The organism is Mucilaginibacter sp. (assembly GCF_041660805.1).
In the GTDB taxonomy this organism is placed as follows: Bacteria; Bacteroidota; Bacteroidia; order Sphingobacteriales; family Sphingobacteriaceae; genus Mucilaginibacter.
On sequence record NZ_JBAZVP010000011.1, the window covers coordinates 14,513 to 34,015 of the forward strand.

Annotated in this window: 14 protein-coding genes; 12 read left to right on the top strand and 2 right to left on the bottom strand. The window is 41.9% G+C overall.

What is annotated here, in order from left to right:
• The first annotated feature begins 35 nt into the window (after positions 1–35).
• The 12 genes from WC743_RS15045 (at position 36) to WC743_RS15100 (ending at position 15,787) form a co-directional block, all read left to right on the top strand.
• Positions 36–1,676, top strand: coding sequence for an RICIN domain-containing protein (locus tag WC743_RS15045; RefSeq protein WP_373013063.1), 1,641 nt, complete (start codon positions 36–38; stop codon positions 1,674–1,676).
• A gap of 43 nt (positions 1,677–1,719) precedes the next feature.
• Positions 1,720–4,950, top strand: coding sequence for a glycoside hydrolase family 2 TIM barrel-domain containing protein (locus tag WC743_RS15050; protein WP_373013065.1), 3,231 nt, complete (start codon positions 1,720–1,722; stop codon positions 4,948–4,950).
• A 281-nt stretch (positions 4,951–5,231) separates the two neighbouring features.
• A complete protein-coding gene (locus tag WC743_RS15055; RefSeq protein WP_373013066.1) occupies positions 5,232–8,852 on the top strand; it encodes a glycoside hydrolase family 2 protein in 3,621 nt (1,206 codons plus the stop codon).
• Positions 8,849–8,983 carry a hypothetical protein gene (locus WC743_RS15060; RefSeq protein WP_373013068.1) on the top strand — a complete coding sequence of 45 codons (135 nt, stop codon included), beginning with the start codon at positions 8,849–8,851 and terminating at the stop codon, positions 8,981–8,983. Before WC743_RS15055 ends, WC743_RS15060 begins: the two co-directional genes overlap by 4 nt.
• Positions 8,984–9,098: 115 nt before the next feature.
• Complete coding sequence (locus WC743_RS15065) at positions 9,099–9,263, top strand: hypothetical protein (RefSeq protein ID WP_373013070.1); 165 nt, start codon at positions 9,099–9,101, stop codon at positions 9,261–9,263.
• Positions 9,264–9,484: 221 nt separating this feature from the next.
• A complete protein-coding gene (locus WC743_RS15070) occupies positions 9,485–9,838 on the top strand; it encodes an S-adenosylmethionine decarboxylase family protein (RefSeq protein ID WP_373013072.1) in 354 nt (117 codons plus the stop codon).
• 1 nt (position 9,839) lies between these two features.
• Positions 9,840–11,156, top strand: coding sequence for a DUF4178 domain-containing protein (locus tag WC743_RS15075; RefSeq protein WP_373013073.1), 1,317 nt, complete (start codon positions 9,840–9,842; stop codon positions 11,154–11,156).
• A complete protein-coding gene (locus WC743_RS15080; RefSeq protein ID WP_373013074.1) occupies positions 11,153–11,329 on the top strand; it encodes a hypothetical protein in 177 nt (58 codons plus the stop codon). The genes WC743_RS15075 and WC743_RS15080 overlap by 4 nt, the downstream gene beginning before the upstream one ends.
• 11 nt (positions 11,330–11,340) lie before the next feature.
• Positions 11,341–11,565: a DUF350 domain-containing protein gene (locus WC743_RS15085; RefSeq protein WP_373013076.1), complete on the top strand. Its 225-nt coding sequence runs from the start codon at positions 11,341–11,343 to the stop codon at positions 11,563–11,565.
• Between the two features lie 2 nt (positions 11,566–11,567).
• Positions 11,568–13,076, top strand: coding sequence for a polyamine aminopropyltransferase (locus WC743_RS15090; RefSeq protein ID WP_373013078.1), 1,509 nt, complete (start codon positions 11,568–11,570; stop codon positions 13,074–13,076).
• A complete protein-coding gene (locus tag WC743_RS15095) occupies positions 13,054–14,736 on the top strand; it encodes an FAD-dependent oxidoreductase (RefSeq protein WP_373013080.1) in 1,683 nt (560 codons plus the stop codon). The genes WC743_RS15090 and WC743_RS15095 overlap by 23 nt, the downstream gene beginning before the upstream one ends.
• Positions 14,714–15,787 (top strand): hypothetical protein, encoded by a 1,074-nt coding sequence (locus WC743_RS15100; RefSeq protein WP_373013082.1) that lies wholly within the window; start codon positions 14,714–14,716, stop codon positions 15,785–15,787. The genes WC743_RS15095 and WC743_RS15100 overlap by 23 nt, the downstream gene beginning before the upstream one ends.
• Before the next feature lie 266 nt (positions 15,788–16,053).
• Here WC743_RS15100 and WC743_RS15105 read toward each other — a convergent pair whose 3' ends face one another.
• Entirely contained in the window at positions 16,054–18,021 is a 1,968-nt protein-coding gene (locus tag WC743_RS15105; protein WP_373013084.1) for an alpha-L-arabinofuranosidase C-terminal domain-containing protein, read from the bottom strand.
• Between the two features lie 87 nt (positions 18,022–18,108).
• The gene (locus WC743_RS15110) at positions 18,109–19,281 is read right to left on the bottom strand and encodes an aldose epimerase family protein (protein ID WP_373013086.1); all 1,173 of its coding nucleotides are present in this window, start codon (positions 19,279–19,281) and stop codon (positions 18,109–18,111) included.
• Between the last annotated feature and the right edge of the window lie 222 nt (positions 19,282–19,503).

The following is a 19,503-nucleotide window of genomic DNA, read 5'->3' on the forward strand; positions in this document are numbered from 1 at the left end:
CAATACTTAAATAAGGCTAACAGCATACCGCCAATATGATAACAAATAAGAACAATTCGTTCAGATGGATTAAAGGAATAGCGCTAAGCATTATGATCGCTTTAGGCACCACATCACATGCGCAGACCGTTGATGCGACAACCATGACCAATAAGGTAATGGCCGGTTACCAGGGTTGGTTTCGCACACCGGGCGACAGACCAGAGAACCACGGCTGGTCGCATGTATTTAACGGGCCACCGTCAGCAGCCAAACTGGCTTTTGATACCTGGCCCGATATGAGCGAACTAAGCAAAAGCGAAAAATATCCCGCACCAGGGTTCACTTATCCTGATGGCAGTCAGGCTTATTTATACAGTGCACAGAACCCCAAAACGGTGCTGCGTCATTTACAATGGATGAAGCAATACGGGATAGACGGCGTATGGCTGTCAGAGTTTTGCGGCCACTTCCCCGGCGGTAACCAGGAACGAGATACGACGGCTTTGCTCCAGATAATGCATAATGTAATGAAGGCTGCAAGTACTACCGGCCGAACCTGGGCATTTATGTGGGATATGAGTGGATTTGGCCCGCGTACTCCAAAAGCAGATGTGTATAATATTATCATAAACCAATGGAAAAAAATGGTTGACGAGGGTGTTACTTCCAATTCGCGGTATATGCATCATAATGGTAAACCAGTGCTGTTACTATGGGGTTTTTTCCCCGACCGGCCCGCCTCACAGCCCGAATATATGAACCCTGTGATAGATTTTCTGCTGGCACCCGGAAAGTACCAGGCAACCATAGTAGGCGGGGTTGATAACACCTGGCGGGCCAAAGGCACGCCCCAATTCCAGGCTATGCTGATGCGTATGCAGGGTTTGCAACCATGGAGTGTGGGCCGCCGGATTAAAGATCCGGCGACGGGTTATTCAGTGCAAAATATTGCCGAGTGGGCGGGCGACATAGAAAAGTGCAAGGCCAATAATGTAATGTTTATGCCTGTATTTAATTCGGGCACACATATAGCGGGGCCGCCGCCTATACCGCCGGCCGGGCCAATTGTGCCCCGCCGCATGGGTAACTATTTATGGGAGCAGTTTGTAGCAGCATCGGCAACCGGCACAATTAACAGCGCGTTTATAGCCATGTTCGATGAAATTAATGAAGGGACACAGATCATGAAAATCGAAACCCATCCGCCAACGCAAGCTGCATTCCTGACCTATGACGGTGCCACCAGCGATTTTTATCTGCGCCTGGTAGGCGCAGGGGCCAAGATGTTAAGAGAACATACCCCAATTACGCCAATCATTCCAATTTCACCATTTGATCCATCCCAATCATACCAGATAAAGAGCAGAGGAAGCGGTTTATTAATGGATAATCAGGAAAAAACAAATAAGGAAGGCGAAGCCCATACTGAATGGCAACTCTTATTTGATGGTAAGGGCTATTTCAAAATTAAAAGTAAACTAACAGGTAAAGTACTGAGTGTAAAATCTGCTAATGATTCTGTATTGCAAATTATTGATAGTGATACAGATAACCTGAAATGGCGCCTTGAATGGGACGGCACAGGCTGCTGCCGCATCATTAACAAAACCAACGGTAAGGCTATTAATTCGGCACTGGTACTGGCTAAAGATAGCGCTGCTGAAGATCTGCGCTGGCAAATAATACCGCAATGATCAACGATCTGTAATAGCGAATAATATTAATTTAAATTATCTAATGAATATAAAAAGGCTGTTCATTGCTTCCGCCATCCTTATTTTTTTAATTCCATTTACCAAAAAGTCCGTTGGATTGCCTGTATTTCCGGTATCAAAAGCAGATACCGGAAATTATGACCATGTGGAATGGCAGAATCCGCTGGTTTTTGGTATTAACAAACTTCCACCGCGAAATTCCGCCTGGCCAAATCCGAATTCTGTTTCAGGTTGGAAAAGTGATTATACCCACTCGCCCTGGCTGTTATCGCTCAATGGTAATTGGTCTTTCAACTGGGCGCCTGATCCAGACACACGGCCCAAGAATTTCTACCGATCAGATTTCCAGCCGTCCGGCTGGAAGCAAATTCCTGTACCATCATGTTGGGAGTTACAGGGATATGGCGTGCCGATTTACACCAATTCAAATTATCCTTTTCAACCTAATTTGCCTAAAGTGATGGATACGCCACCAAAAAGTTTTACGTCTTATAAACAGCGTAACCCTGTTGGCTCATATATCAAAAATTTTAGTTTACCTGCGGGGTGGAAAGGTGGGCGTACCATATTGCATTTTGCCGGGGTTAGCTCGGCAATGTATGTATGGGTAAATGGCAATAAGGTAGGTTATAGTGAAGATTCACGATTGCCCGCAGAGTTTGATATCACCAGATTTCTTAAGCCCGCCAATAATGTTTTGGCGGTAGAGGTTTACCGTTGGTCTGACGGATCATACCTGGAAGACCAGGATATGTGGAGATTAAGCGGCATCTTTCGTGACGTGTTTCTTTATCATACACCTGATGTGTCGCTTTGGGATTTTTATGTAGATGCGCCGCTGGATGACAACTATCAGAATGCCGCTGTCAGTCTTCACTATAGTTTGCGGAATTCTGCTGCATCACAAATTTCTGGTCTGCGTATTCGGCTTAGCTTGCGCAGGCCCGATGGTAAAATTATAAATGACGGTCCGCTTTTAGAGGAAACGGTACAACAGGTATCTTCCGGTTTTAACCCCGAGAAAGTAACTGCAGTTGTCAAGATATCCCATCCTATGCTTTGGACGACAGAAACACCGAACGTGTACGATGCGTTGGTGGAATTGATTCAAAACGGTAAAGTAATTGAAACCCGGCGTATAGACATTGGTTTCCGTAAGGTAGAATTAAAGGATAAACAATTTTTTGTTAACGGCCGCTCACTAAAAGTAAAGGGCATTAACCGGCACGAAGCCGACCCCGAAACAGGGTATACGCCTAACCTGCCACAACTCGTGCAAGATCTGAAACTGATAAAGCAGGCAAATTTTAATTTCATCCGTACATCTCACTACCCGAATGATCCGCGCTTTTATGAATTATGTAACAGGTACGGAATTTTTGTAATGGACGAGGCTAACATAGAGACACATGGCTTAAGTTATCAGCGCCGGATATTACCGGGTGATAAACCAGAATGGGAACCGCCTGTAGTTGACCGGATGCGCCGTATGGTGGTGCGGGATAGAAATTACCCGTGTGTTGTAATGTGGTCGTTAGGCAATGAGGCTGGTTACGGTAATGCATTCATGAAAATGCGGGAAGCGGCCCATGCGGCAGACCCGCAACTTAGGCCCATTCATTATGCTGATATGAACCTGGCCGCAGATATGGATAGTCAAACTTACCCTACAACCACCTGGTTGCTGCAGCATGTTGCCGGCAAAGCGGTACGTAAGGGTGAACATGGCGAACTTGGGTCGCCGGAGCAGCATGGGCCTTACCCCTCAGGCAGGGCCTTTGTAACCAATGAGTATGCACATGCACAAGCTAACAGTCTTGGCAACCTACAGGATTATTGGGACATTTTTGAAAAGTATCCTATGCTTTTAGGCGGCTTTATCTGGGAATGGAGCGATCAGGCGCTTTACAAAACCGGCGATGACGGCAAACGTTTTTTTGCCTATGGCGGTGATTTTGGCGATTTTCCTAATGACGGCCGTTTTTGCCTCAAAGGATTGGTTTCTGCTGATAGAATTCCACGCCCGCAGTATTGGGAAGCCAAAAAAGTACTCCAATACATAAGCGTGAAGCCCAAAGATCTGGAAAAAGGGCGCATCAGTATTCAAAATAAATATGGATATACTTCTTTGGATGCATTTGATGCCGACTGGAGGCTGGAAAAGGATGGTGCAATAATTAGCCAGGGAAAATTGGGCGCTTTAAAAATTGAACCGGGTAAAGTGGGTACTGTTTCCATACCCTGGGGCGAAGTTGCATGGGTACCAAACGCGGAATATTTCCTTACCCTGCAGTTTCATTTACGGAAAAGTACGCCTTGGGCTAATGCGGGGCATATCGTAGCTTATGAACAACTGCAGGTACCGCTTAAACCCAAAGCAAAGGCATCATTGAAAATTGTATCATGGACAAAGGAGGGCAATAATTGGATAGCGAAAGCAAACGGTACAGTTATAAGTGTAGACGGCAAGACCGGACTCATCGGATCGTACATGGTTGATGGGAAGGAATATTTGACCAGCCCGGTTTATCCTAATTTTTGGCGTGCGCCCACAGATAATGATATGGGCTGGAAAACCCCCGTGAATATGCAGCCCTGGAAAGAAGCAGGCACCCATGCCCAAATGCAAAAGTTATCACTGGATACTACCGTGGCCGGTATACAGTTAACGGGCAGTTTTCATCTTCCTGTAACCGGTACCGATATGCATATTAGTTACGGCCTTTTACCTGATGGAAAGGCATTAATTAACCTTTGTCTTGATTTGAGTAAAGGTGCGCCCGAAATTCCCCGGATCGGTTTTCAGTTTGCTATTCCGGCCGCCTACAATCAATTGATATGGTATGGCCGGGGGCCACAGGAAAATTATTGGGATCGAAAAACCGGGGCAATGGTAAAAGTGTATCATTCCACAGTTGATAATTGGATAACGCCTTATGTTCGTCCGCAGGAAAATGCCAATCGCTCAGATGTACGATGGATTCAATTTAAGGATACAAACGGCAAAGGGATACAGATTCAATCAGTACAAAAATTATTGGGGGTAAGCGCGTGGCCTTATTCAGAAAATGATCTGGAAACGGCAACACATAATAACTTGTTACCTCACCGGGATTTTGTAACCGTAAATATTGATGGCTGGCAGATGGGGGTAGGTGGTGATATTAGCTGGGGCCTGCCTGTGCATCCTGAGTACAGGATGATAGCCAAAGGCCGGTATGAATATGCCTTTTATATTAAACCAATAAAGTGATGTTAAATTTTTTACGCCATACATTTTGGTAAAGAATGAACATTAGCTGGTCCCCCCGGGATTACCGGATTATGCCGTTGATATGGCTTTGTTTTAAACTTAATGTTATAAGTGCTGCAATATTGATTTTGAAATTGCCTAAAATAAATACCTGTTAATTTTTTATTAATCTTTTATTAGAAGTTCTTATTTAATTGCACTCATTATAAACGTTGCGTAATCATACCGCAAATAATTATCTGATAGCGCTTATTAGTTATCATCAACATTCCTATAAATAAATGAAACAAATGAAATTTGGTTACATAGCCGGTTTAATGATGTTGTTATTGCTAACAAAATCATACGCTCAGAACAATTTTAAACTGAGCGAAAATTTTGATGCTGCCGGTAAGTATGAGAAAACAGGCCGGGGCGAATGTAAGATAGCTAACTCAGTACTCACAACAAAGGAGTCCTATTTAAGCTTCGGCGAGTACAACTGGACTGATTACGAGGTTAAATTTAAAGCAAGGGTACCCCAAACCGCAGATCAGGTACAAATATGTGCGGGATTTCGTGCAGGTAACCGTGATGACCGATATATAGTGATGTTGAAAGGAGGTATACAAAAATCTATATATCTCGCCCGTTTGGGTTATATGGGTATGGACGACTACCTCGCCTTACGACAATTAGATTTTCAGCCCATACCAGGGGCCTGGTATAATTTTAAGATACAGGTAGCCGGGAACCGGATTAGGGTATTTTTAAATAACGAAAGCCTTCCGAGAATTGATATCGCCGATAAATTTACCAACTTTTCCCCGGCCGGTAAAATTACTTTAGGTGGCAGTTGGATCACAAATGAGTTTGACGATCTGTCTATCAAATCCATCAATGCAAACGAATTTTCAGGAACCCGTGTTCAGGAATATGCGGTCGCTGTTAAAAATAAGGATGCGTTGCGCCGGCAACAGCGAAACGCCTATAAGCCAATGGTTGTTAAAAATATCAGAAATGGCCGTAATGTAATATCCTTAAATGGCAAATGGCTATTCTCGCCAGGGTATGAAATAACCGAAGATAACAAAGCGGTAAAGCCTGATGAAAGTGATGAGAATTGGCATGTTATGACAGTGCCAGACTTTTGGAACCCAATAAGGGTTTGGCTGCATGGCGAAAAATATAATACTGGCAGTAAAGGTGTTTCAGATAATTATTTCCAAAAGGAAACAGACCGCTGCGAAGCATATACCTTTGATTACAAAAAGACCAATATAGGCTGGTACCGCCAATGGATCAATCTGCCTGAAGGGGTTACCGGCAAAAATATGCAGCTTTTCTTTGATGCCGTGTCAAAAGTGGCCGAAGTTTACATAAACGGACAAAAGGCCGGCAGCCACATTGGTATGTTCGGCGATTTTCAGGTAAATGCTTCAGGCATGCTTAAGCCGGGGAAAAATTTGGTAACAGTAAAAGTGACGAGGGACTATTTACAGAATATTAAAGACGCAGATAAAATAGCCGGTGTTGCAGTTACGGTAGAAGTAACGCAGAAGATGGTACAGGACCTGGCCCATGGCTTTTTTAATGATGACCCGGCCGGGATATGGCAACCCGTTTCACTTGTGATCACAGATCCTGTACGTATTGAAGACGTATTTATTAAACCAAACCTTACCGGCGCTGATTTTGATATCACCATAAAGAATTATTCAGATAATGCAACCAGTTTTTCGGTAGCTAACAGTATTGCCGGGAATAAGCAAAAAGACATATTATATAAAAATATCCCGCTTAAAGAATTGCGATTACAGCCTGGTGAAGAAAAAGTGTTTACGTACAGCATAGCTGGTCTGAAACCCAGATTATGGTCCCCTGAACATCCAAATTTGTATGATTTTGGATTTAGCCTGATAGCAAATAACAAAGAGATCGACTCCAAAACTATCAGGTCAGGTTTCCGAACTTTTAAGTCAATTGGCGATTACCTGTATTTAAACGGTAAGCGTTACTGGCTGCGTGGAGGTAACCAGACAGCAGCGCCGCTGGCACCAAATGATACTCTGCTGGCTGATAAATTTACTAAGCTGATGAAGGCTGGGAACATTATGGTTACCCGTACCCATACCGTGCCTGCTACCGAAACCTGGATGGACGCTTTTGACGCAAATGGCATTGGCGTAAGCTATGAAGGCACGTGGCCGTGGTTGTTCCTGGAAAGTAGTTTCCCCCGGCAAAAAGTGATTGACCTTTGGAAAGCTGAATTTTATGATCTGCTAAAAAAATATCGTAATCACCCCTCTCTTATTATCTGGACCGTGAATAACGAGATGAAATTTTATGATAATGACCCAGACAGCGCCCGTACCAAAGTAAAAATGAAGATCATTTCAGATGTCGTAAAACAAATGCGGGTTATTGATCCCACACGGCCGATCGTTTTCGATTCTAACTATAAACGGAATGCGAAAAAATTTGGAGCCGACTATCTAAAGACTATTGACGACGGCGATATCGACGATCCGCATGCTTACCTAAACTGGTACGATTACTCGATATTTGATTATTTTAAGGGTGAGTTTCAGCAAAAGAATAAAAATCCCGGCAGGCCAATGATCAGCCAGGAAATGTCAACCGGTTATACAGACGAAACAGGCCATGCTACGCGGTTTTATAATTATGTACATCAAAACCCCCAATCACTTGCGGGTAAATATACCTATGAGTATAATGATCCTAAGTATTTTATGATACCCCAGGCTTTTATTACTAAGGAATTGGCTGAGGCTTTACGCCGTAGTGATGATAAATCTGCCGGAATTATACATTTTGCCCTCATTACCTGGTTTACCAATGTTTATTTACATAATAGCATTAAACCTTTTCCGGTATATTATGATATGCAAAAAGCCCTGCAGCCGGTACTGGTGTCTGCTGAATTATGGGGAAGACACTTTTACGCGGGCACCAAACTGCCGGCCAGGATTTGTATAGTTAATGATAAGGAAGATGGCAGCGCATTACCTGCTTCAGAATTGCAATGGCAACTGATGGGTAAGGACCGGTTAGTTTTAGCAAGCGGCAAAATGCCGGTCGCGCAGGTTGAGCATTACACCCGTCAATGGCTGGAACCACAAATTAATATCCCACAAAACCTTCCCGGCGCTAAAATTGAAGGTAAGTTAATACTAAAATTAATTACCGGAGGTAAAACAGTTTCAGAGAACAGTTATGACATATTACTGGCCAGTAAAACAGGGTTTGATGTGGTAAAGCTTTCCGGTAAAAAAATAGCGGTATTTGATGCGGCTAAGAAGATAATTCCATCGCTTGATTTCTTAGGTATTAAATATACAACATCAGCTACGTTGAACGACGTGCTAAATCAAAAAGCCGACGTCTATGTATTATCAGGGTTGGACTCCTTAACTACAACTGCCAGTGAGATTAAAAATATCAGAACACTGATAACTGGCGGTGGCAGAGTATTGTTATCTGCTTCAGGTAGTATAGCCCATAGCTTGTATCCGGAATATATTAGGAGTTTATTGAAAGAAAATGGAGAGATCACAACAATGGATATTCCTGAGTCGGGTATATTCAATGGCATCGAGCCCCTGGAAACGCGCTACCTTAATAATAATAGGCGTGAAAGCCCGGCTGTGATATCCGGCGCATACCGCATTAATCGTAATTCTAATATAGAAGCTTTGGCATCATTCGTTAAAATACACGGTTATTTATCGGGCGATGTGAATGCGAGGATGAAAAGGCTTGATCAGATAAAAGGATTCCCTATTATTAAAATACAAGATAATGGCCAAGCGCTGTTATCCGAGATTAGATTGGATAAAACGCTGACTGATCCGGTAGCAGGTAAATTATTGGTGAATATGTTGGTGGAATTGTGTAAATGAGCGAATCCCCTATCATATGTGCCTTTTTAGATTTTCAAAAGCCACAAATCAACCAGGCGTCGCTCGGGAAATTCGGCTGGAAAGATGTCAGTGAGGCAATTGGCCACAAGTTCCAGATATATGTACAGTAACTCCCACAAAAAGGCCACCAATAAGTGGCCTTTTTAATGCGTTTAGATGTGGGCCGGTTGAGGAGGCAAAGGTTTATTCAAATTCTTCCTATTTTTATCTTCTCAAACCTATCAAATGTTCCAGATATTCAGAAAATATGTCGCCGGTAAAATTGCACTGACCGAACAACAATTCGATCTGATTCAATCGCTTTGTGTTATTAAAAAGCTGCGCAAGAAACAATACCTGCTGCAGGATGGCGACAACGCAACACTTACAAGTTCCATTATGATATATTAGGTTTATAAATATAGCCTTATTTGTAATGATTTGTAGTTATTCTGTGCATGCTTTTTATATATAATAGAAAGGGCCAGATGCCTCAAACGGATATATTAAGTAAATTACCACGTTTTTTTAAGTGTATCAGTGATAAACTTGCAAACTATAGAATACTAATATTGTAGTTGGTGTCTAATAATCCAATAACTTTTATATTTTTGGTCATAAGAACCTGATTAATGCCTTATCAACCTGGTCTGCATATTTTAGCAGAGTTTTCTGTGACCGATATTTTGAGTTTATCTGCATCGGCACCCTGCAAGTTATTTTTTGACCGGCTGATCGCCGAGTATTCACTCGAAAAAGTTGGAGAGGTTTATCACGATTTTGACGGCGCCGGTTTCACGGGGATGGTTTGCTTAACTGAATCCCATCTTTCTATTCATACCTGGCCGGAATTTAACCTGGCAACATTTGATATCTTCCTGTCTAATTATCAAAAGGATAATTCTGAAAAAGTAAAGGCCATTTATAGCCGGGTATTAAGTTTTTTTGAGGCAACTGAAATTAAAAGAACAGAACTGGTAAGGTAATATGGCATCAATAAACCTAAAATCATTCCCTTATTCAGAAGATGTTGCGTGCCCCAAATGCAAGAACCTGATAACGCTTTATGACCCTGAGGGCAGCGAATACTGCGTGTGCACATTTTGCAATTCTTTTATCCGGTTTATTGCAAACGATACACCCATTATTCAAAAGCAGGCCTCGCCGGTAAAAATTGCCCCGGTCATAAAACTAGGCAGCACCGGTGTTTTAAATAATATAGAGTTTAAGGTAATAGGGTATATTGAAAAAAAGGAACAAGCCAGCCACTATGCATGGCGTGAATACATCATTTACAATTATCAAAAGGGTTACGCGACGTTATCAGAGTTTGACGGACACTGGAACTTTGTTGCAGGTAAAGAGTTTTACCCCGAACTTGACAAGCTAAGCAACCGCACGTGGGATTTTATAGATTATGAAGGGAACGTTTATAACTTGTTTAACAGATATACGGCTGTAACAACAGCGTTAATTGGTGAATTTGACTGGGATATATTAACAGAAAAGGCTCAAACCGCTGAATTTATTGCACCACCGCAAATCATCATTAAAGAACAGGGCAAAGGCGCTGGAGTGGCTGATTTTTACCTGGGCAAGTATATAGAAGCAAAGGAAATTGCCGGGGTGTTTAAAGCTAATATTGAACAATTTCCGCAAAAAATAGGCATAGGTGCAAATGAACCATCTGTGTATGCCAAAAGGTGGTTCCCGGCATACAAACTAACACCTGTATTAATTGTACTGGTGGCAGTAATTGGATTTACAGCATCGTTTATCAATCCCAGGCATCTGGTGATGGACAACGATTACACCATTATAAGTGATTCTACAAAAGTCAACGAATTTAAACCCTTTATTACGCCATCGTTTGAGCTAAATAACTCGTCGTCGGCTTTGGAATTTCTGATAAAATCAAACATTGATAACAATTGGCTGGAAACAACGGTAGTACTGGTGAACGAGAAGGACAACCAAAGCTGGGAGGTAACCGAAAGCATTGAATATTATCATGGCTATGAAGATGGTGAGAGCTGGACAGAAGGCTCACAAGAAGCCGAGGTGCTATTGTCTGGCATTCCAGCGGGCAAATATCATTTAAACATTTATCCGGCATCGGGAGATATCAATAACAAAAATATTCATATTAGCATAGTAGCCAATCCGGTTGTATGGCGCAATGTGCTTGTTACCATTTTATTACTTTTCCTGTATCCGCTGTATACTTGGTTTAGAATGCGCAATTATGAAAAAAAGCGATGGATGAACAGCGATTATTCACCTTATGAAACCGAAGAAGAATGAAAACTATTAAAGCTGCGCGCATTTACCTGTTTTTTGCCTTAATTGTAATTGGTTACTACACTTACAGTGCACTGTTTGGTATAGCTTTTTGGGAAAGCAGCAGTGTCACCCGCAACACGGAATATAACAACAATAGCCGCGTAAGGGGCGTTCACGCATTTTATCACAAATAAATTTTTATTATATGAGCTTACATGAATTAATTAACTACAAATACATTATAGCATCGGTGCTGTATTCGGTAATAGGGATCATCATCCTGCTGGTATCTTATTGGATAGTTGAAAAGATCACACCTGAAAACCTATGGAAGGAAATTGTAGAGAAACATAATGTAGCCCTCGCTATAGTTTGCGCTTCGTTTATGATAGCTGTGGCCATCATCATCAGTTCGGCCATACACGGATAGGGATGAATAAAAAACTGCATGCGCTGCTGCTGATATCGGTTTTTGTAGTGGCTACCTGCGGGCTTATCTATGAACTGATAGCCGGGACACTGGCAAGCTACCTTTTAGGCGATTCGGTAACCCAATTTTCTACCATTATTGGTGTTTACCTGTTCTCTATGGGAATAGGCTCATGGGTGTCCAAATACTTCGAAAAAAATATTATTTCGTGGTTTATCCAGTTAGAAATATTAGTTGGCCTCGTGGGTGGTACCAGTTCTACTATATTATTTTTAGTGTTCGAGAACATCGCATCATTCCGTATTATACTGTACAGCCTGGTTGGTATTACCGGCATTTTGGTTGGTTTAGAAATTCCATTGCTGATGCGTATATTGAAAGACAGGTACGAGTTTAAAGACCTGGTATCAAAAGTATTTACGTTTGATTACATTGGTGCGCTGCTGGCCTCCCTTGTATTTCCGTTGCTGCTAATTCCTTATTTGGGGCTGGTAAAAACTTCCTATATGGTGGGCATCCTTAATGTTGGTGTGGCACTTATTGTTTGCATAAGTTTCAAAAAAGAAATAAAGGCGGCTGTATACCTCCAAACCAGCGCTATCATCAGCATCCTGGCCCTTTTGGTGGGATTTGTTTACGCGGGTGTTATCACCAATTTTTCGGAAAGCCTTACTTATGCCGATACAATCATTTACTCAAAAAGTACACCTTACCAACGCATCATTCTAACCAAAAAAGGCAAGGTATTGCGCCTGTTTTTAAATGGTAACCTGCAGTTTAGCTCTGACGATGAATATCGCTATCACGAAGCATTGGTGCATCCCGGATTACAGGCTTTGCCCAACGCGCGCAATGTACTGGTAATGGGTGGAGGCGATGGGTTAGCTGTACGCGAGATCCTCAAATACCCTAACATACGAAGCATAACCCTGGTGGACCTGGACAAGGGCATGACCGGTCTGTTCAAATCAAACCACATGCTGCTAAACCTCAATAAAGGCTCGCTACTTTCACCTAAAGTAAAAGTAATCAATGCTGATGCGTTTACCTGGCTTCGGCAGGATAAAAAGAAGTTTGATTTTATGGTGATCGACTTTCCTGATCCATCTAATTATTCGGTGGGTAAGCTGTACACCAATTCGTTTTATACGCTGGCCAAAGCCGTACTGGCGCCGGGTGGTATTATGGTAATACAGGCAACATCGCCTTATGTAGCACCAAAATCATTTTGGACCGTTGATACTACGTTAAGGTCAGTAGGCTTGCATACTATTCCGTACCATAACTACGTACCGTCTTTTGGCGAGTGGGGCTATATTATGGCTACAGAAAATCCGGTATATAAAAAGCCGACTGTATTTTTACCAGGTATGCGCTTCGTGACCAAAGAGAGCCTTGACCTGATGTTTTACTTCCCAAAGGATATGGCCAAAGTAAAAACAGAGGTTAACAAGCTAAACAACCAGGTGCTGGTAAAATACTTTGAAGATGAGTGGTCGTCCGTTTTATAAAAGCAGCGAGCTTGTAAACGGCTTAAGCCGCCGTTCTTTCATGCTTAAAGCCGGCTTGATTATGACGGGTATATTCCTGGGCGGCTGCATCCGAAAATTAAATCCCAAAAGTGCTTATAAAAACATTAAAGGCAACATAAAGGGGCCTAATGCAAAGGCAGGGCATATACTGCGTGATAAATTACCATTGCCAACGCCAACCAGTACGAGCTCTGTAAAAACGCTTATTATTGGCAGCGGCATATCCGGCCTTTCAGCAGCGCGCTGGCTAAAAAAACAAGGTTATCATGATTTTGAACTACTGGAGCTGGAAGACCATGTGGGTGGAAACTCACATTCCGGCAAAAACAATGTTTCGGCATATCCATTGGGCGCTCATTATATCACCATCGCCAATAACGAGGACACCCTGCTTACTGGTTTTTTGCAGGACTGCGGCGTAATTACCGGATTTGAAAACGGCTTGCCTGTTTATAACGAATATTATCTCTGTTTTGACCCCGAGGAACGTTTGCTCATTAATGGGCAGTGGCAGGAAGGTATTGTGCCGGATTTTGGTTTGAACGCAGGCGATAAAGCGCAGATTAAAAAGTTTTTCACGCTCATAGATGAGTTAAAAAAATCAAAAGGGAACGATGGTAAATATGCTTTTGATATCCCTATAGATAATAGTAGTGCTGATGACCAATACAGGGCTTTGGACAAAATCACCTTTAAAGAATACCTGCATCAGCAAAAGCTTAGCTCAGTTTACCTTTTATGGTATTTAAACTATTGCTGTAAGGACGATTACGGGCAAGGAATAGATAAGGTATCTGCCTGGGCGGGTATCCATTACTTTGCATCGCGCAGGGGCAAGGCAGCAAACGCCGAGAGCAATGCCGTATTAACCTGGCCGGAAGGCAATGGCTGGTTAACCCGAAAGTTAGCTACCGAAGTGAGCGCACACACACGTAAAGGTAATATGTGTTATAGCATTAACTACAATCAACAAGGAAAAGTAGTAGCGGGGATTTATGATGTAGCCAAAAGTACAACAAGCATCATCGTTGCCGAAAACGTAATTATGGCCACACCCCAGTTTGTAAACCAACGGCTATTTAAAGATACAATAAACCGGCCGGTAGATTATACCAGGTTAAATTATTCACCCTGGTTTATTGCCAATATTACCGTTAACCGTTTGCCGCAGGGAAAGGGTGCAGGCCTGTGTTGGGATAATGTAGCTTATGATACCCCATCGGTAGGATACGTAAATGCGGGGCAGCAAACTGTAAAATTAACTGATGAAAAAAGGGTGTTAACCTGGTACCTGCCCCTTTGCAACCATGAACCCCGGATTGCACGCCTTGCAGCCTACACACGCACTTATGAACAATGGATGGACATCATGATGCCCGAACTAGAGTATATGCACCCTGGGATTGCTGATGCTATTGAAAAAGTAGAATGTTGGGTTTGGGGACATGGAATGATATACCCGGCTGTAAACTATATTTGGGGAGAGAATAGGAAGGCAGCGCAACTGCCCATAAAGAATAACCTGTTCTTTGCACATACCGATCTTAGCGGCATATCTATTTTTGAGGAAGCATTTCACCAGGGCATACGTGCCGCCAACCAGGTCTTAGCGATATATGGAAAACAGCAAAACATATAAACAACCATGGCTCCATTCGCGGGTTATTGACGGGGTGTTTATCCTGTCGCCGCCGTTTGTTGCTTTATTGCTGGTTATCTGTTTTCCTGCACAGTTCCAGACATCATCAACTATCCCGGTTTATTACTGGCTGTTTTTGGTGGTTTTTATTGATGTTGCCCATGTATACAGCACACTGTACCGCACTTACTTTTACCATGATTCTTATAAAAAAAATGCTTTTTTAATAATGGTACCCATTGCATGTTATATAGTTGGTGTATTATTACATAGCTATGATGGGATGCTTTTTTGGCGCGTGCTGGCTTATTTAGCAGTATTCCATTTTATACGGCAGCAGTACGGCTTTATGCGATTATACTCCAGGCATGAGGGTAGCAATTACTGGTTTAGACTGATAGATAAACTGGCTATTTACACCGCAACCATATACCCGCTATTTTACTGGCATTTTGAAGGCAAAAGAAATTTTAGCTGGTTTGTAGAGAACGATATAATTTCTTTTAATTCGCCCGTATTATTGAATATTGGGCTTGCCTTGTACCTGGTCATAATTATAACCTACGTTGTTAAAGAGGCTATATATATGGCAAGGACTGGGGTGTTTAACCGGCCCCGTAATTTACTTATTGGGGGTACATTCCTGTCATGGTATTTTGGTATCGTATATTTTAACGGTGACCTTGCTTTTACCACCCTTAACGTCATTTCGCATGGTATACCTTATATGGCGTTGATATGGATTTTTGAGAAAAACAAACAGGATAAAGGCACCGATAAAGGCAATCTTATTATCAGATACACCTTTAGCAAATACGGTGGCATAGCGTTTTTTGTTTTGCTGCTGTCTTTATTAGCCTATGCAGAAGAAGGTTTGTGGGACGGCATGATCTGGAAGGAGCATGGAAGTGTTTTCACATTATTCTCTGGCCTACCCAAAATAGATAACGAACAAATTTTATCGCTATTGATTCCGCTACTGGCTTTGCCGCAGTCTACCCACTACGTATTAGACGGTTTTATTTGGAAAGTTAAGAAGGCGGCCAACTGAAATAAAAGGCCAGGGCAATAACCGGCAAGACAAATACATGCCTGAATGTAAATTATACGAAATGAAATATTTCGATAATTGAAAAGTGCCTTTCCGGTTTCCTTCCAAATATTACTCTTGATCTATTGAACCTTATATATCCAATTTCCTATTCGATATAAATTTCGAAAGTCATAGGGAGAGCAAGTACATAAAAAGCCCCCTGAACATATAATTCAGGGGGCTTTTACGTTAAAGAATGCCGCTATTTAAACGCTCCGTTTATTTTAAATACCCTTCAGCTTTATCACTTTAAAGGTGTTGGGCTCAACCGTAAGTTTTACGGCTTTACCGCTCACGGCAAGCGTACTATTAACAGGGCTTATGGCCATTGGCTTATCTAATGAATTTACAGCCGTTTTATCTGTATTGCCTAATGAAATTACCCTGGCCTGGTTTCCAATACTCATTCCTTCGATATTAAATACTACCGACTGGCTTTTGGCACCGCTGTTTACAAACTTAATTATCAATTCTTTTTTATTTTTGTCTAAGCAGGCTGTTGCATAACAACCATCCTGGCCGCTAACCATTTCGGTACCTTCTAAAAGCGGTACAACATCAGTACCCTTGTTTAGCGAAAAAAGCTGCTGCACGTAATAATTAGGGGTACCGTATGATCGTAGGTTATCAAACCATATCAAGTCAGGCGTCCACTGCCAGGCATCTATATGGGCAAATAACGGCGCGTATGAAGCCATGGTAACCACATCGGCATTACGTTCAAGCCCGGTCATAAAAGCGGCTTCGGCAATGGCGCATTCCAGGGTATTTTTATTATCGGGGCTACCTGTAGCTACACTTTGAGCCGCATATTCGCCGGCAAATATTTTAGGCCCCTTACGGTCATATTTATCATAGCGCTTTGCATTTTCTAAAAACCATTTAGGTGCATTATAATAATGTTCGTCTAAAATATCCGCATTCAGCTCCCTAAAAGTTTTGTTTAACAAATCAAACTCTTTGCCACTTGCAGAAGGCCCAACGCTCGAAATTATTTTTATATCCGGGTATTTATCTTTTATAGCTTTAGTAAATATCTTCCATCTTTCAATATATTGTTCTCCCCATTGCTCGTTTCCAACACCCAGCATTTTTAAATTAAAAGGCTTTGGATGCCCCAAATCAGCACGGAGTTTTCCCCATTTGGTATTTAAGCCGCCGTTTGCAAATTCAATAAGATCCAGGGCGTCCTGCACATATGGGTCTAACTTATCTAATGCAACCAACTCCCCGGTATTGTACTGGCAAGCCATGCCACAATTCAATATAGGTAAAGGTGATGCACCTATATCTTCGGCGGTTAAAAAGTATTCCATAAACCCTAAACCAAAGGTTTGATAATAATCGGTAGTGAGGCGATGCTTGAATTCGGTATTCCATCTGTTGATAATATTCTCACGCTTATCAATATCACCGATGCTTTTCTTCCACTGATACCGGTTTGCAAGATCGCGGCCTTCTACTATACAACCACCGGGAAAGCGCAGGAAACCTGGCTTAATATCGGCCAGTTTTTGCACCAGGTCTGCACGTAAGCCGCCTGGTCTGTTCTTCCATGTATGGCCCGGAAATAGCGAAACCATATCCATATCAATAGTGCCTTTGCCTTTTAGCCAAACATATAAAGATGCCTTGTTCTCTGTAGCGCTTGCTACAAACTTTACGCTATATTTTTGCCAATTTGCTGCCGAGGGTGTTAACTGCGCTTTACCAATAACCTGGCCTTTAGCGCTGTGCAGCTCAACAACTATTGTAGTATTGTTTTTTGATGGTTTGCGGGCCATAACAGAAAAGCTATATGTTTCGCCTTTTTTAATACCCATACCACGAAACCCTTCGTTAGACAAACCAAAGGATCCAACAGGTGATGTAACGTTTACTGTGATGATGTGAGGGTTTTCGGGCCGGTCGTTGCTCCTGTCCACCACTGTTATTTTACCTGCCCCGCCATTCTTTTGCTGTTGTTGCCAACCCGCCAGTGCTGTACCAAATTCAAATGAGCGGTTTTTAACCAATTCGGCATAAACGCCGCCATCTGCCGCCATATTAATATCTTCAAAAAATATCCCATACATTGTTTGGGATACAGGCGCCTTTATCTGATTAGCGGTTATATTATAAATTTTTGTTTCCTGACAAACAGCCGCAAAACAAACAAATATTAATGCTAACAGTACAACTATCCTTTTCATGCTTAATTTAAAAGTTAATTAATTTTATTTTTAAAAATGGTATTTAATGGCACTACCTTTTGTGCATTATCCCCTTTATAATAACCGCTATTTAGTATTGAATGAATAAGTGGTAACCGTATGATAAGCCTTTTGGGGCGATAACACAGTTGAAGGGAAACCCGGTTGGTTTGGCGAATCAGGAAAATGCTGTGTTTCCAAACATAAAGCCGAGCGATACTTATAAGCAACCCCGCCTTTTCCGTTTTTATCTTCGCCTTTTAGAAAGTTACCGCTGTAAAATTGAATGCCCGGCTCATTCGTAAAAACTTTCATTTGTATCCCTGTTATAGGGCTTAATAAGGTAACAACAGGTTCATCATCCCGGTGCTTGTTCAGCACAAAATTATGATCGTATCCTTTTCCATAACCAAGCTGCCGGTCTTTCATCCCAATGTCTTTCCCTATGGCTTTAGCTGTAGTAAAATCAAAAGCCCCGCCTTTTACTGTTTCTATTTTCCCGGTTGGGATAAGCAAGCTATCAACAGGCGTATAAGCATCTGCATTTATCTGTAGCAGATGATTGGTAATACCCTCTTCACTTGCCGCCCCGTTAAGGTTAAAATAGGCATGGTTTGTAAGGTTAATTACCGTTTCCTTATCAGTGGTTGCGTGGTATGCTATTTCCAGCGAATTATCGTCTTTAAGTGTGTATGAAACAATTATTTTGAGATTGCCGGGATACCCTTCTTCTCCATCTTTAGATAAATAGGTTAACTCCAGCATTTGCCCGTTTGCTTTCGTAACATCCCAAACTTGTTTAAAATACCCATTGGCTCCGCCGTGTAAAGAATTGGGGCCGTCGTTAACATTTACCTGGTATGATTTGCCATTTAAAGTAAACCTGCCTTTTGCAATACGGTTACCATACCGGCCTATTAGTGCACCAAAATAATTTTCTTTCAGTTCCCTGTAGTTCTTTAAATTTTCATAGCCCAAAACTACATCAACAAATTTGCCCTCCTTATCAGGCACAAGCAGGCTTACCAGGCGCCCTCCATAGTTGGTTATAGCAGCCTCAACGCCGTTTTTATTTTTAAGCGTATAAAGCTTAACCTGCTTATTATCAACCTTAGCATTAAAAAACGCACTGTCGGGTATAGCGTTAGGCAGGCTGTTAGCAGACTCTGTAGATTGTTTGTGCTTTGATGTGTTATTGCAGGCCACAGTAAAAAAAATACCGGCGACAAAAAGAGCACCCTTAAGAAATTTCTTGCGCATAATTAGCTACTTAATTAACACTCAGGCTTAAAAGCCCATGTATTGGTTATTTATAATTGGTTTATTTTATTGAAAGAATTAATAGGTTGGTTGCTATTATTAGCCTAAGTTAGTATTATTATTTTTAACTGTATAATAAACAATTAAAAATAATAATACAGTTGTAACCGGGCATATTTGCCCGGTTAGTTAAGTTAAAAAAAATGTTAAATTTGTTTGAAA

Coding starts and splice junctions, on each gene's coding strand:
- WC743_RS15100 (WP_373013082.1), top strand. CDS start 14,714: ATGGAAAACAGCAAAACATATAAACAACCATGGCTCCATTCGCGGGTT.
- WC743_RS15045 (WP_373013063.1), top strand. CDS start 36: ATGATAACAAATAAGAACAATTCGTTCAGATGGATTAAAGGAATAGCG.
- WC743_RS15080 (WP_373013074.1), top strand. CDS start 11,153: ATGAAAACTATTAAAGCTGCGCGCATTTACCTGTTTTTTGCCTTAATT.
- WC743_RS15085 (WP_373013076.1), top strand. CDS start 11,341: ATGAGCTTACATGAATTAATTAACTACAAATACATTATAGCATCGGTG.
- WC743_RS15105 (WP_373013084.1), bottom strand. CDS start 18,021: ATGAAAAGGATAGTTGTACTGTTAGCATTAATATTTGTTTGTTTTGCG.
- WC743_RS15095 (WP_373013080.1), top strand. CDS start 13,054: ATGAGTGGTCGTCCGTTTTATAAAAGCAGCGAGCTTGTAAACGGCTTA.
- WC743_RS15070 (WP_373013072.1), top strand. CDS start 9,485: ATGCCTTATCAACCTGGTCTGCATATTTTAGCAGAGTTTTCTGTGACC.
- WC743_RS15090 (WP_373013078.1), top strand. CDS start 11,568: ATGAATAAAAAACTGCATGCGCTGCTGCTGATATCGGTTTTTGTAGTG.
- WC743_RS15110 (WP_373013086.1), bottom strand. CDS start 19,281: ATGCGCAAGAAATTTCTTAAGGGTGCTCTTTTTGTCGCCGGTATTTTT.
- WC743_RS15060 (WP_373013068.1), top strand. CDS start 8,849: ATGAGCGAATCCCCTATCATATGTGCCTTTTTAGATTTTCAAAAGCCA.
- WC743_RS15055 (WP_373013066.1), top strand. CDS start 5,232: ATGAAACAAATGAAATTTGGTTACATAGCCGGTTTAATGATGTTGTTA.
- WC743_RS15065 (WP_373013070.1), top strand. CDS start 9,099: ATGTTCCAGATATTCAGAAAATATGTCGCCGGTAAAATTGCACTGACC.
- WC743_RS15050 (WP_373013065.1), top strand. CDS start 1,720: ATGAATATAAAAAGGCTGTTCATTGCTTCCGCCATCCTTATTTTTTTA.
- WC743_RS15075 (WP_373013073.1), top strand. CDS start 9,840: ATGGCATCAATAAACCTAAAATCATTCCCTTATTCAGAAGATGTTGCG.